13 protein-coding genes are annotated in these 13,066 nt (G+C 42.8%); 1 reads left to right on the forward strand and 12 read right to left on the reverse strand.

Annotated elements, in window-relative coordinates; translation table 11 throughout:
• Positions 1-114 precede the first annotated feature (114 nt).
• The 8 genes from MHB80_RS24575 to MHB80_RS24610 all read right to left on the reverse strand — a co-directional run bounded on the left by MHB80_RS24575 (position 115) and on the right by MHB80_RS24610 (position 8,029).
• On the reverse strand, positions 115-957 hold the full coding sequence (locus MHB80_RS24575) for a protein-glutamate O-methyltransferase CheR (RefSeq protein ID WP_341279432.1): 843 nt from the start codon (positions 955-957) through the stop codon (positions 115-117).
• The gene (locus tag MHB80_RS24580) at positions 954-3,692 is read right to left on the reverse strand and encodes a CHASE3 domain-containing protein (protein WP_341279433.1); all 2,739 of its coding nucleotides are present in this window, start codon (positions 3,690-3,692) and stop codon (positions 954-956) included. Before MHB80_RS24580 ends, MHB80_RS24575 begins: the two co-directional genes overlap by 4 nt.
• Before the next feature lie 153 nt (positions 3,693-3,845).
• Positions 3,846-4,550 (reverse strand): sigma-70 family RNA polymerase sigma factor, encoded by a 705-nt coding sequence (locus MHB80_RS24585; RefSeq protein ID WP_237163518.1) that lies wholly within the window; start codon positions 4,548-4,550, stop codon positions 3,846-3,848.
• Between the two features lie 44 nt (positions 4,551-4,594).
• Positions 4,595-5,047, reverse strand: a complete 453-nt coding sequence (gene rsbW, locus MHB80_RS24590) for an anti-sigma B factor RsbW (protein WP_341279434.1) — start codon at positions 5,045-5,047, stop codon at positions 4,595-4,597.
• 57 nt (positions 5,048-5,104) lie between these two features.
• A complete protein-coding gene (locus MHB80_RS24595; protein WP_341279435.1) occupies positions 5,105-5,650 on the reverse strand; it encodes a DUF948 domain-containing protein in 546 nt (181 codons plus the stop codon).
• Between the two features lie 146 nt (positions 5,651-5,796).
• Entirely contained in the window at positions 5,797-6,240 is a 444-nt protein-coding gene (locus MHB80_RS24600) for an ATP-binding protein (protein WP_341279436.1), read from the reverse strand.
• 14 nt (positions 6,241-6,254) lie between these two features.
• A complete protein-coding gene (locus MHB80_RS24605; RefSeq protein ID WP_046229046.1) occupies positions 6,255-6,581 on the reverse strand; it encodes an STAS domain-containing protein in 327 nt (108 codons plus the stop codon).
• A gap of 305 nt (positions 6,582-6,886) precedes the next feature.
• Complete coding sequence (locus MHB80_RS24610) at positions 6,887-8,029, reverse strand: fused response regulator/phosphatase (protein ID WP_341279437.1); 1,143 nt, start codon at positions 8,027-8,029, stop codon at positions 6,887-6,889.
• A gap of 224 nt (positions 8,030-8,253) precedes the next feature.
• On the opposite strand from MHB80_RS24610, the gene MHB80_RS24615 reads away from it, so the two are divergent.
• Complete coding sequence (locus MHB80_RS24615; RefSeq protein ID WP_341279438.1) at positions 8,254-8,631, forward strand: YtxH domain-containing protein; 378 nt, start codon at positions 8,254-8,256, stop codon at positions 8,629-8,631.
• A 90-nt stretch (positions 8,632-8,721) separates the two neighbouring features.
• On the opposite strand, the gene MHB80_RS24620 is transcribed toward MHB80_RS24615, so the two are convergent.
• From MHB80_RS24620 to MHB80_RS24635, 4 genes are all read right to left on the reverse strand, one after another.
• Positions 8,722-9,588, reverse strand: coding sequence for a hypothetical protein (locus tag MHB80_RS24620; RefSeq protein ID WP_341279439.1), 867 nt, complete (start codon positions 9,586-9,588; stop codon positions 8,722-8,724).
• Positions 9,589-9,591: 3 nt separating this feature from the next.
• A complete protein-coding gene (locus tag MHB80_RS24625) occupies positions 9,592-10,653 on the reverse strand; it encodes a DUF3696 domain-containing protein (RefSeq protein ID WP_341279440.1) in 1,062 nt (353 codons plus the stop codon).
• Positions 10,643-11,788, reverse strand: a complete 1,146-nt coding sequence (locus MHB80_RS24630; protein ID WP_341279441.1) for a DUF262 domain-containing protein — start codon at positions 11,786-11,788, stop codon at positions 10,643-10,645. Before MHB80_RS24630 ends, MHB80_RS24625 begins: the two co-directional genes overlap by 11 nt.
• Before the next feature lie 509 nt (positions 11,789-12,297).
• The gene (locus tag MHB80_RS24635) at positions 12,298-13,011 is read right to left on the reverse strand and encodes a Crp/Fnr family transcriptional regulator (protein ID WP_341279442.1); all 714 of its coding nucleotides are present in this window, start codon (positions 13,009-13,011) and stop codon (positions 12,298-12,300) included.
• Positions 13,012-13,066 lie beyond the last annotated feature (55 nt).

Here is a 13,066-nt window from a genome sequence, read left to right on the forward strand (position 1 = left end):
TTCTCCTAAAGTATTCGACAATCTTTGATAGCATCCCTGCCTTTTTTACCTATTGGCAAAAAAATTATATAACACAAAAAAAGAGCAGACAAGCCGCTCTTTCAATAATATAGCTTATGTTACGGCATCTCCGCTTAATGTTGGTTTGCGATAGATCCGCTCATTCGGGTTAAATTCGACATATTTCAAATGCTTATCGAGTTGGACAATGGACTCCTTATTGCCCAAACCGAGAAACCCCTCCGCCGCCAAACTGCTGTAAAACAGCTTATGGACTTGCTGCTGCAGGGTCGTATCGAAATAAATCATCACATTGCGGCAAAGAATGAGGTGAAATTCATTAAACGAGCCGTCCGTCACCAAATTATGCTGGGCGAACATAATATTATCCCGCAGCTCAGGCAAAAAATAAGCATATTGATGATCCGTTTGATAATATTCGGAAAATGCGCTCATTCCGCCTGCTTCCATATAATTTTTCGTATAGATTTGCATTTGCTTGAGCGGGTAAGCACCGCGCTGGCACTTTTCAATCGCGCTCTCACTCATATCGGTCGCATAAATTTTGCTATGCTGGGTGAGGCCCTCCTCTTTGAGCAAAATTGCCATTGAATAAACCTCTTCGCCTGTCGCACAGCCGGCATGCCAAATTCTAATTTCCGGAAGTCCCCGCAAATAAGGGATTACCTCTTGCCGCAGAGCACGAAAAAAACTAGGGTCCCGAAACATCTCGGTCACTCTAATAGAGAAATCATGCAGCACCTTGTCCAGCATTTCTTTATCACGAAGCACCTGTTCGAGCAGTCTTGTAATCGTAGGAATTCCTTCAATACGCAACCGATTTTGAATCCGGCGCAAGAGCGACGAACGAATATAATGCCGAAAGTCAAATCCATAATAACGGTAGATGCCTTCTAAAAATAATTCCAGCTCTACGTTTTCCACTTCTTGATTCATCGGCCCTCCTGCTTCGTCATCCATACGCGCAGCAGCGAGTAAAGCTGCTCCATTTGGAGCGGCTTGCTAATATAATCCGAGGCGCCCGCCTGCATGCAGCGCTCCCGATCATTCCTCATTGCTTTGGCTGTGAGTGCAATAATCGGCAGCTCCTTCAGCAATGGATTGCTGCGAATGCTGCGTATAGCTTCCAATCCATCCATAACCGGCATCATAATATCCATAAGAATAATATCAAAATCAGGTTGTTTATTCAAAAGCTCCAGGCCGAGCTTGCCGTTGCTCGCTGATTCCACGATAACCCCTTTACTGGTAAGCGCCGTCTTGAGCGCAAATACATTGCGATCATCGTCATCAACGAGCAGCACCCGTTTTCCTTCAAATAGCCGCGTATCCTCTATGTGAGCTTTAAGCTGTGCCGTCTCCACCTCGCTAAGCTCTTCATCATCCTGTTGCTTAGAATCGCCTCCAGCAGCATCAGATGCAAGCCATATTACGGTGTTGGCACCAGCCGCCGACTGATCACGACTATTCAGCATTTCCTGGCTGAACGCTATGAATTCTTCACTTAGGCTTGGCAAAAACAACGTAAACGTACTTCCCTCGCCCTCCACGCTCTCAAGCTGCAGCCTGCCTCCTAGCAGGCGGGTAAATTCACGGCAGATGGATAAGCCTAAGCCCGTACCGCCATATTGGCGATTCGTTGTGCCATCCGCTTGCTGGAACGCTTCGAATATAATGGCTTGCTTGTCTGGCGAAATGCCAATGCCGCTGTCGCTCACCGAAATCGCAATCATCGTATCCGATGGAGCCTCGCCATTATAAAGCTCTAGTATTCTTGATTGCTCAACAGGAGAAACGCTGAGTCGCACGGAACCTCTATCTGTAAACTTGAACGCATTGGACAGCAGATTTTTTAATATATGCTGCAAGCGGTGACCGTCCGTCGAAATAATAGGCGGCGCTTGCTCATCGAAGTTAGTAACGAAGGAAAGCTGTTTTTTCTCGGCTACAGGATCGAATAACTGGCGCATCAACATTGGAATTTCTGTCATATTCACTTCGTCAATCGTTACTTCAAGCTTACCGGCTTCGATTTTCGATAAATCCAAAATATCGTCGATCAGGCTGAGCAAATCCTTGCCCGCCGAATGGATGACGTGGGAATAATGCTGTTCTTCCTCCGTCATCGTCTTATTTTCATTCTCATAAAGCATCTGCGACAAAATTAAAATGCTGTTAAGCGGCGTACGCAGCTCATGCGACATATTGGCCAGAAAATCCGTCTTGTACTGCGAGCTCTGGACAAGCTTCTCGGAATAATCCTCAAGCTCATGCTTCGTCTGCTCTAGCTGACTGTTGCGCTGCTCCGCCAAGTCCCGCTGCTCCTGTAAATAATCGTTCGTCAGGCGCAGCTGCTCCTGCTGCATTTGCATTTCTTCAGACTGTGCCTGCAATTCCTCAGACTGCGCCTGAAGTTCCTCGGTCAGCATTTGTGATTCATTAAGCAGACGCTCGATTTCCATACGTCCTATGACGCTGTTTATTGCTACGCCAAGGCTTTCCTGCAGCGCTTTAATAAGCGTAAGTTGTTTGTCATCGAAGCTTCCTAAAGAGGCAAATTCCACAACCGCCAGCACTTTGCCCTCGAAGAAAACCGGAGCCACCAGCAAGCTTCGAGGAGAAGCCTCCCCTAAGGAAGAACGGACTTTAACGTATCCCATCGGCAAATCTGTCAAATGATACAGCCGTTTGTCAACGACACATTGACCAGCAATTCCTTCTCCAGGCTTGAAGCTTACAGCTGCTTCTATAGCATGCTCATGCCCGGCAAAAGAAGCCGTCTTCACATAGGTAGTCACGCCATTTTGTACATGACGCATATAAATAGCGCTATAAGTAGCATCAACCATCGGCGTTACTTGATAAACAAACGCTTCGGACAGATCAGCAATATGCTTAAAGCCCTGATACATATCCGCTACCTCCACGGTACGCTTCTGTACCCAGCTTTCTTCATTGACGTTGTCCAGCAATTCATTGGTCGCCTCGGCCAACTCGCGAATTTCATCCTTCGTATTCACGCGAATCCGCTCATTAATATCACCTTCTGAAGCGATGATGCTGCGAATCGTATGTTTGACATCCTTAATCGTACGAACAATGGCACCTGAGACGAATATAGCAGCAGCAATCGCGCTTATCGTCACTAAGGCAAAGGCAATAAACAGCACATATTGCAAATTGCGATTATTTTGTGAGAGCGTCTCCACTCTTAGCTTCGTTAGCTCCTTCTCCGAAGTGCGAAGCTGATCCAGTTGGGTACGCACCTTTTCTACAATTTCTTTGCCCAGATCGCTCGCATAATAGGTCCGAATCGCATCCATCTTGTTTTCTTTACGCAGTTGAACAACGGGCTGCCCTGCAAACTTGTCCCATTGCTCAATATTCGCTTTAATTTCTTCTAAATTCGCCTGTTGGGTAGGATTATCATTCAATAGCTCATGCAGCTTATTATAATTGCTTCCCCATACTAAAATAGCATCATTGTAAGGAACCAAATACTTTTCGTCACCACTGATAACGTAACCCCGCTGCCCATTTTGCATATCAAGCATATTAATTTCAAGCTGATCAACCACTTCATGAACCGTAATATCGTGATCTGCTATGAAATTGATTTCGCTCTGCAAAGCATTTATACGCACAACAATAATAACAATAGCAACAGCCAAACATAATAGTATGCTAAGGTAGCCTAATAAAATTTTCGCTCTTATCGTAAAGCGCATCGAACGCCAAATAAGTCATTCCTCCATTCCAACCATACCTCTAACTCTATCATCATTGCTTAGAGTATGGCAAGAAACGAGGCACCCAAGATGAACTTACAGCCATGCCCGCAGCTTCTCAATCGCACGCTTCTGAATCCGGGAAACACTCATTTGCGAGACTCCCAGCTTGTCGGCTATCATGCGCTGCGACTGGCCTTCCTGATAGATTAAATGGATGACGGTCTGTTCTTCTTCCTTGAGGCTTTTCATCGCTTCCCCTATATCCAGCTTCATATCAAGCGCTTTAAATTCATCGGACGGATTAGCGATGAGATCGCCAATCGAAGCACCATCCCCTTCGCTGGTGAGCGGTGTATCCAGAGACGTGTAATGGTAATAATCACGTCCTGCCAAAATTTCAATCGTCTCTTCCTGCGTAAGCTCCAGATGGGCCGCGATTTCCTCCACTTTCGGCGAGCGTTCCAGCTTTACCGTCAGCTCATCAATCGCATGCTGAAGCATGCTGCCTTTTTCCTTTACACGTCTAGGCACTTGAATATACCAAGAGCGGTCACGCAAATAATTTTTCAAATTGCCGATGACGCTTTTCATCGCATAACCTTCAAACGGAATACCGATTGAAGGATCGTATTGTTTAAAGAGCCGCAGCAGCGACATTTGGCCCACCTGATATAAATCCTCATATAAATCCGGGCGGCTGCGAGACATTTTGCCAGCAGCCATTCGAACGATATCCTCATAATGTACCAGAAGCGCCGTAGCCGCTTCATTACAACCTTCATCACGGTAGGTTTGCATGAAAGCGGCTATTTCACTTGGAGCTTTGGAGGAGGGTTTCGTACTCATGCCATCTCCTCTTTTCTGCCAAGCAGTTTGGTAAGAATGACCTCCGTACCGCTAGTCGTATTCACTTCCACATGATCCATAAGCGCCTGCATCATATACAGGCCAAGTCCGCCAATTGGAGCATCGCTTAGTCTCGTCGTATGGAGCGCCCCCGCTGTACGGTTGACTGCCTGCTCATAATTAAAGCTGGTGCCATTGTCACGAATACAAATTTTCAAGCCGTCGAGCTGTTGTTCAAAATTCACTTGTAGCTCGCCAGAGCCAAGCTGCTCATAACCATGTATAATCGCGTTATTGCACGCCTCGCCTACGGCTACCTTCATATCTTCAATTTGCTCATATTCAAAGCCTAATTTAACGGCCAGACCATATAAGGTTAATCTCACAATATCGAGATAATCTGCCTCCGCTGGAATTGTCAACTGCACCGATGTTTTCATATCAGCCATTCTTTCCTTTCTACAGTAAGATGTTATGTTATGTGCGTCATGCTGCTAACGGTCTGTTTACTGTCTGCTTGAAGCCGTATTATGCATACCGGCTGGTCTAGATACACTTTCTGCGGCTCCTGCAGCAGATTTACGCTCTACGATCAGCTGCAGCACTTTCGCTGCAAGCGTTGCTCCTTGGGCAAGTAATTCCGTCTTTGTATTATTTACTGCCACTTTCGGTCTTGCTGCTTCCGCTTCGGCTTGCACAGCGGCTCTTTCCTTCCGCAGCTTCTGCCCTGATTTCACAGAGGAAATGAGTGCAACCGCCGATTCCTTAACCGCTGAGGTCGCTTCCTGAACGACATGGCCCACATCATCAAGTGATCCGAACAGCGAGTCAAGCGATTTGAGCTTCATATTTACATCATCTGCAACAGAGTTCGTGGTTTGAACGACACTCTTCACCTCTGTACCGATTGCCGATATCTCATGCTTCACTTCGATTAAAGTTACCCTCATCTCATCGAGTGAATACTTAAGTGATCTAAGCGCCTCTATCACATAATAAACGAGTATGGCAAAAGCAATTGCTGCTATCAAAACCCCTATCTCCCATAGCATAAGCATAGCCCCCTTACTTTCCTTGTGCTTCTTGTTACGTTTAAGTTACCCTGCTCTACAAGGAATGAAACAGCAGCCGGCTAGCAATATAAAAAAACAAAACCACGACTTGCCGGGGCGTCCCATGCCTTAGTCGTGGTTATGTGTTATTGCAGCGGCAGAAGACGCTTGGTCATGACGACCTGCGTGCTTTCAGCGGAATGTATATTAACTTCATCCATTAACGCCTGCATTAAATACAAGCCAAGTCCGCCAACTTCCAAACCGCTCGCGTCTTCACCTTCAAGCGGCCCTGCCTTTTCCATATAAGCTCCAGCTTCAAAGCCTGCTCCGCTGTTCGTAATTTTAATCGTCAAATGATCGGGCAGCACTTCAAATTCAACTAAAATTTGAAGCTCGTCCTCCGTTGCTTGAACGGCATCAGCTGCTTGATCTGCCGTATAATGCAAAACAGCGTTATTGCAAGCTTCTCCAACAGCAACCTTCATATCCTCGATATCCTCAAACGAAAAACCCATTTTAGAAGCAATACCGTATAGGCTAAGCCTGACGATATCCAAATATTGTGCGTCCGCCGGTATTTGCATCACAATACGCTTCATCCTTAGCTTACGGTCCCTTCATTGATATAGCCTGAAATGCCGGTAATATCAAATAGCCGCTTAATGCTTCTTGGAATATTTTTAACGATAAATTCTGCTTTCTTCTCATCACGCGCTTTAATAACCGACACAACGATGCCGATACCTGTACTATCAATATAAGCAAGGCGTTCCGTATCAAGAACAAGCGTTTTATCTGTACGATTGACAACCGTTTCGAGCAGGGAGCGCAGCTCAGGCGCTGCGGCCAAATCAAGCTCACCGCCTACTTGTACAATTATCGCGCTATCCGTTTCATGAATAACTGCCTGAAATTTGTTTAACGTCATTGAACACACTCCCAAGGCAAATTTTAAGTAGATCATATCAATAACACCGTCACTGCACAAGCGGAGAACAGCCGATTTTGAAGATCGGCTGCCCGCTTGCCGCTCGCGGGATGAAAGCGACTATTACATTTATCATGCCTACGTTTGCAATAAAGTGAAAGGCAGCCGATCATGCTGTTCATACAAAACCAGCATCTGCTGAAATAGTCAGATATCCTTATATTAAACCGTTTGGGAATGATTGAAACAGCTCGCGGGCCATGATTTCAAAATTTTTTTCTATTTCTATCTCACTTGTATTTCTATCACGCCTTCGCTTTTGTTTCGACCATAACGAGGCAAATATCATCCTGCTGGCTTACCTGTCCTAAGCCTTCGAACAGATTCAGCACATGATCCTCAAGCTGTTCCCCATTTTCACCTAACCTTGCTTGCAGCTGCTGGACATCATCCTCTTGTCCTTTGGCGAGCTGATCGAGCAGGCCATCGGTATAGAGCACGATTTTCACCTGATTGCGATAAGCAATCGTGCCTTTTTTCACTTCAATGTTATCAAAAAATCCTAACGCGCAGCAGCCTTCCGTCAGCAGCTGCGGTTTTTGATCCACAAAGGCAATACCAGCGGGATGCCCCGCATTGACATATTCAATCGTCTGCTCGTTCGTGTCCAGCACATAATAGATGGCGGTAAAATAATAGTTCATCAGTTGATTCGAGCCCTGCAGCTGCATCATCCTCCGGTTCAGCTCAAGCACGACGAGCTCGGGATCGGAAATGCTTTTAATCGTATCCTGCAGCGCCGAATAAATATACATACATACGAGCGAGGAAGAAATGCCATGGCCCATCATATCAAGCAAAATAACGCCATATTTTCCGCCGCCTAAGCAGTACCAGGCATAAAAATCGCCTGCCAGCTCAGAGGATGGCCGATAAATCGCATCGATTTTGACCCGATCATTGTCTATCGGATCGCTCAGTATGCTGCGCTGCACCTGCTTCGCCAAATTCAGCTCAAAGGAAATTCGCTGATCGCGCTCCTTATGCCAATCCTTTTCATATTTAAGACGCAGCGCTGAGCGGATGCGGGCAAGCAGCTCGACTTTATTGATCGGCTTCATGACATAATCGATCGCTCCCGCGTCCAGCGCTTCCGCCAGCTTATTCGAATCCCCAAGCGCCGTAACAAAAATAACCGGTATATCGCGGTAGCGCTCGCTTTCCTGAATGCGCCTGCACGCTTCAATGCCATCGATGCCCGGCATCATTAAATCCATTAGAATGAGAGAAACCGGCGGTTCCGTCGCATTCGGCTCATCTAGCTCCAAAATATCAAACAGCTCCATTGCTGAGGAGGCTGTTGTTAATTTCGTATATCCGGCTTTTTGCAAGATCTTCTCTATAATGAGCAAATTCGTAGCGTTGTCGTCCACAATTGCGATTCGCATATGTTCGCGCTCCTTTCGTTGCTACAAGTTAATCAACCTTTTTTTTCAAAGTGAAACGCTCTAGTAGTTATATCATATTCGATTATGCCTTTCCAATCCTATAATTAATGATCCTTCCATAAGCGCGTTTCGCTGCAATTCATTTTAACCATTGTTTCAAAACTTGCTAGGCGGGTTACTTAATGACATGAGAGACGATAACCAGATAAGAGGAGAGGATTAATATGTCGAACCCTGTAAACGAAGCAAAATCAAACGGACTGCTCGCGGGAATTCTGATTGGAGGTGCGCTCGGTGCTTTGTCGGCCCTGCTGCTAGCTCCAAAATCAGGCTCCGAGCTGCGAAAATCTCTTTCCAATACATGCTCAGATTTATCACAAAAAACAGGTCGCCTAGCTTCCAACATTAGCGAGAAAACGAGCGATCTCGTTTCAACTATAGGCCATAAAACGCAAGACCTCGCCACCACCGTTCGCGATGAAGCCTCTGACATAGCCGACCATGCGAAGGAAAGCACCGAACATGTCATCAACGCTGTTACTGAGAAAGCCGAAGAAGCGAAGGAAGGCATTAAGGCGCAGCTTGAGGCACCTCGTGTATAAATTAACATTTCAGCTTCAGGATATGTAATAAAATCAACCCACACCGTTTATATATTGGTGTGGGTTGATTTTTGTGATAGGTTAAGTTATCTAACCATGATCACTGCGTCTATGGTCTCTTTCAAATCGTATAACATGAAAGATATTATTTTCTCGATATCCATAACAACGATATTTTTGACTAGTTCTAAATTTACTAATTGTTTTCTCTCGATGAACCGAATTTCTGAACCAGTCGTCTTGTTGTCTTGAAGGTGAGTAAGGCTTGTATTGCAAGCCATCATGAATCAAAATATCATCCCATGACAATTGAATGAAGCTGTCGAATGAGGACAAGAATGCTTTAATCTCTTCTAGCTCCAATTGTTCAAATCCATGCTCTTGCTCCAGCATTTGAAAGGAAAGATTCGTTTCATCATATCTATATACACAGTAATCTCTTGCATTTACTATGAGTTTATTTTCCCATAGCAGATTAGATAAGATTATAGGATTAGTAACATTAATAAGAACAACAGGTGTCCCATTTTTCAATACTTCAACAGTATCCATCTTAAAATGCTCATGTTCAAAAGATAAAATAACTTTGTCCCTCTCACATGCCTCTGCCAAGGCGTTTCCGGATGTCAAACCCATTAAATATTCAAAATAATAGCTATCAGCTTTACTATGTTTAGGTGCATAAGTCCAAAAGGGGTCATCCGACATTAGTTTTTGTAATAACCTCTTAAATACGCGAATTTCATTCGACGTTTTAACACTATTATCTGTTAAGACATGATGTAATGTAATATTTAACGTAACTTTACGATTATATAGTTCATGATGACGTAGCATAACGACATTCGTTGACTCAATTATTTTTTGCAATTTAATCATAGGAGACAAGGAATCCATAAAGGATTGGACAGAGGTGAATTGACCATCAAGTGAAAGCTCATTTAAGATAAGCTCCATAAATTATAGCCCCAGCATTTCATCCAAATCATCATCGAACTGGTCAAAAAGTCCTTTTTGATGATTGGATACGTTTCCATTATTCTGAAATTCAATACGTATAGGCCGACTAACCAAATTCTCATCAATATCAAAATAATACACTGCTACTTTCTCTTTTTGTATTCGTTTATGGTATATAGATTTACGAATACCATTAAAAATATGATCGCTATGCGACTCTATAACAAAACGGACTCCACGTTCTGCCGCAAAAGAAAACAATTCAGTCAGACGAGACTGTGCTCTAGGATGCAGATGAATTTCAGGATTTTCGATAATTATTAGATCATCCTTTTTAGCAGATAAAATACTAATTATTATAGAAATAATATAACTCAGGCCTGAACCAATATTTTTAGGACGAACCTTCCGATTTCCTGCATTTTGAAATTGTGCTCTAACTTTATCGGTGCCTATTAAATCTTCTGTAGATAGCTGAGCATTAATAATATAACCCAACCAAAAATTAACATTTATATCTAATGTACTGCCTATTTCGGGATTTTTAATTAAACAAGGCTCAATTGGATCTTTTTTGTGATTTTCAAAATAATCAATTGCATATTCACCAAGCACTCCAGACTCATCATGCTGGCTATAGTTTTTAGAATAGGTGTCTTGAGCACCTAAACGATTTGCCGATAAATATTGAATTTTTTTGTTTTTACGATTTAAATAATCCTCAATTAATGTTCCAGTCCTACTTATATTACAAATAGCTTGAGGATCTGCTTGTTCAAAGTCTAGGTTAATAAATGAACTTTGATTCGAGCCTAACTCCAGATTAATATTGCGGGCATTTGTTCTGAAATTACTAGCTTCTGCAAAGGTTCCTATAGCAACAAGCTGACCATTTAAAGGTGATTTATGTTTATCAGTTACATTTTGTATAGCAAGCAGCAATGCTTGAATCACGGTTGATTTACCCGAGGAATTCATACCAACCAGTAAAGTTAATGGTTCTACTTCTAAATCTGCTACATCAATACTCTTTAAACCATTAATAATAAGCCTATTTATCATCCCGTAACCTCCGCCCTAATTCATCCATTTTGTCAAAGACATCTGGTATAACGCTGCCAGTACCTCGATCCTTGGACAATAGTTCGTTAAATTTTCCATCTTCGAGTAGTTTATTGGACAATTCACGAAAACGAACTGTATTATTTTCACATGTTGTTTGATCGAACTGAGTAAATAGATACCCAAATGATTCAAATAAAATAAAATTTACTGGATAACGCCCGTTTGTTCGCCTAAAAGCGCGATTCCCGAATATAATCATATTATTACACATAGTTAAATGAAATAGCGTTTTGAGTTCTGCAATATTTTCATCATCCATTTCATTAATATACTTCATAGATCTTCCTAAAAACTCATCCAGTTCTTTATGTTTATATTCAGTTAATTCTCCATTTCTCCATAAAATAAATGATATTAATCTTAAAATCATATAGCGGTCTTTCATTCGAATGGGTGTAATTGTTCGACCTGTCACCTCTAAATAAGAATCACTACTTGACAAATCATCAAGTAATTTGGTTGCTTTGCCTTGATAAAGTGCATTTCGCATCTCTTGTTGATTTAACTGTGTTCCTCCTCTGTTAACTCGATCAAAAATATCAAAAATAACTCTATCTGGTGTAGGTGGCTTAATGACCTGTGCAATAATTTGATAATCTTCTAACTTTGATTGAAGATTATGCTTTAATTCAGAAAATCTTTGCCCCTGCAAATTATTTAATATTCTGAGTTGTTGTAACTCAAACTGATCATCAAAAAAACGAAAAAATGTTGTAAGCCTTTGTCTTCCATCTACAACAATTAATTGCCCATCTTTCGTTTCATTAAGATAAAAAACTGGGAGTGGGATTCCCATTAATACGGATTCAATTAATTCTGAACGTTGCTTATCATCCCATACATCATCGCGCTGATAGTCAGGATCAAGCTTAACTTGTTGCGGCTTTTTATCGTACTTACGCTTTAATTCAAACAGTGAATATTGCTCTCTCTCTACCTTAATAGTAACATCAGGATAAATGCTCGCTTCTTCTTGGTAATCATTATCAAACAGTTTGTCTTCTATATCTTTTTCTTCCATAAGTTCTGACTCTAATTCCTCCATTAAATCATCCTGTCTTTGCATTTGCATTTCACTACCTCTCATTGCACATTATATATTTATAACTGCTGATTCTATAAGGTACCAAAGAATATCACTCTTCAATATTATACACTCAATCTGGATGATTGTATTCAAAGCAAATGGAAAAAATTGATCGTAAGACACCTTATATATTTGATTATTTATTCTACTTCCAAACTCTTTCTCCCACCTTAAGTTATCATTCTGTACAAGGTAAGGGAGGGTATGACGCCGCTTGCTTATCGTAAACAATAGCAGCCATCATTTATTCGTTAAGCGAAAAAAAAGGAGGCCGCCCTCTCAGTAGTGAAACACTACTGAGAGGGCGGCCTCTCGCAAGGCATCATGCTTGCTTAATAGAGAGGGCGCTTCGCTCAGAAACGCAATATGAATAGGTAATGAATAAACGGGAGGATGACATCACGTCATTATTATTATCTTCTTCCTTTAGATCATAACAACTTCTCTCGCATAAAAATGTAATCCAAATTACATTTTCGCAAAAATAATGGCAATCAGCCTTCTTGAGCGATAGATTTCTCATCATTAAGCCTGCTATCCTGGTGGATTCCGCCGATGACCTGCAGCTGCTCTTTGTTCAAAATGCTGATTTTTTTGCTCACAATACGAATATAACCTTCATTTTGCATTTCAAGCAGCACCTTGGTCACCGTCTCCCGCACCGTTCCCGTCATATCGGCAATTTGCTGATGCGTCAGCTTCAGACCGATCGTCGTTCCGTATTTATCCGACAGCCGCAGCAGCAGCCGCGAGATCCGCGTACGAGCATTCGTAATCGTCAGGTCGGTAATCAGCTCATTCGCCTTGCGCAGACGTTCCAGTGTAATCCCCAAAATATGAATCGCAATGCCCGGGTTTTCCTTCAGCAGTGCGAAAAATTGCTCGCGCTTCAATACATATAGCTTGCTTTTCTCCAATACTTTCGCTGACGCAGAACGGAGCTTCGTACTATCAATCAGCGCCATCTCGCCAAAATAGTCCCCTTCATGGAAAATAGCAAGTATAACCTCGCGATCCTCCTCATGCCGGTAAATTTGCACAGCTCCGGCTTTAATCATATACAGCTCATCGCCTTCATCCTGCTCCCAGAACAGCTGGGTGCCCTTAGCAAAGGTTTTCGTCACGAACAGCGGAGCGATCGCCGCCAGCTCCAAATCATTCAAATGTTCAAAAAAGGGGAAGTTTCGCAAAAATGTAATATCTGACATCCTCAATCTCCTCCTACCCAGCTATTGTACCCAATCTTTCAGGCATACGCACGGG

It is taken from the genome of Paenibacillus sp. FSL H8-0537 (assembly GCF_038051995.1).
Lineage (GTDB): Bacteria > Bacillota > Bacilli > Paenibacillales > Paenibacillaceae > Pristimantibacillus.

Bases quoted from the DNA above. Each gene is read 5' to 3' on its own strand.
- MHB80_RS24575 (WP_341279432.1), bottom strand. From the start codon at position 957: ATGAATCAAGAAGTGGAAAACGTAGAGCTGGAATTATTTTTAGAAGGC.
- rsbW (WP_341279434.1), bottom strand. From the start codon at position 5,047: ATGGCTGATATGAAAACATCGGTGCAGTTGACAATTCCAGCGGAGGCA.
- MHB80_RS24615 (WP_341279438.1), top strand. From the start codon at position 8,254: ATGTCGAACCCTGTAAACGAAGCAAAATCAAACGGACTGCTCGCGGGA.
- MHB80_RS24605 (WP_046229046.1), bottom strand. From the start codon at position 6,581: ATGACGTTAAACAAATTTCAGGCAGTTATTCATGAAACGGATAGCGCG.
- MHB80_RS24610 (WP_341279437.1), bottom strand. From the start codon at position 8,029: ATGCGAATCGCAATTGTGGACGACAACGCTACGAATTTGCTCATTATA.
- MHB80_RS24620 (WP_341279439.1), bottom strand. From the start codon at position 9,588: ATGGAGCTTATCTTAAATGAGCTTTCACTTGATGGTCAATTCACCTCT.
- MHB80_RS24595 (WP_341279435.1), bottom strand. From the start codon at position 5,650: ATGCTATGGGAGATAGGGGTTTTGATAGCAGCAATTGCTTTTGCCATA.
- MHB80_RS24585 (WP_237163518.1), bottom strand. From the start codon at position 4,550: ATGCAAACCTACCGTGATGAAGGTTGTAATGAAGCGGCTACGGCGCTT.
- MHB80_RS24635 (WP_341279442.1), bottom strand. From the start codon at position 13,011: ATGTCAGATATTACATTTTTGCGAAACTTCCCCTTTTTTGAACATTTG.
- MHB80_RS24630 (WP_341279441.1), bottom strand. From the start codon at position 11,788: ATGCAAATGCAAAGACAGGATGATTTAATGGAGGAATTAGAGTCAGAA.
- MHB80_RS24625 (WP_341279440.1), bottom strand. From the start codon at position 10,653: ATGATAAATAGGCTTATTATTAATGGTTTAAAGAGTATTGATGTAGCA.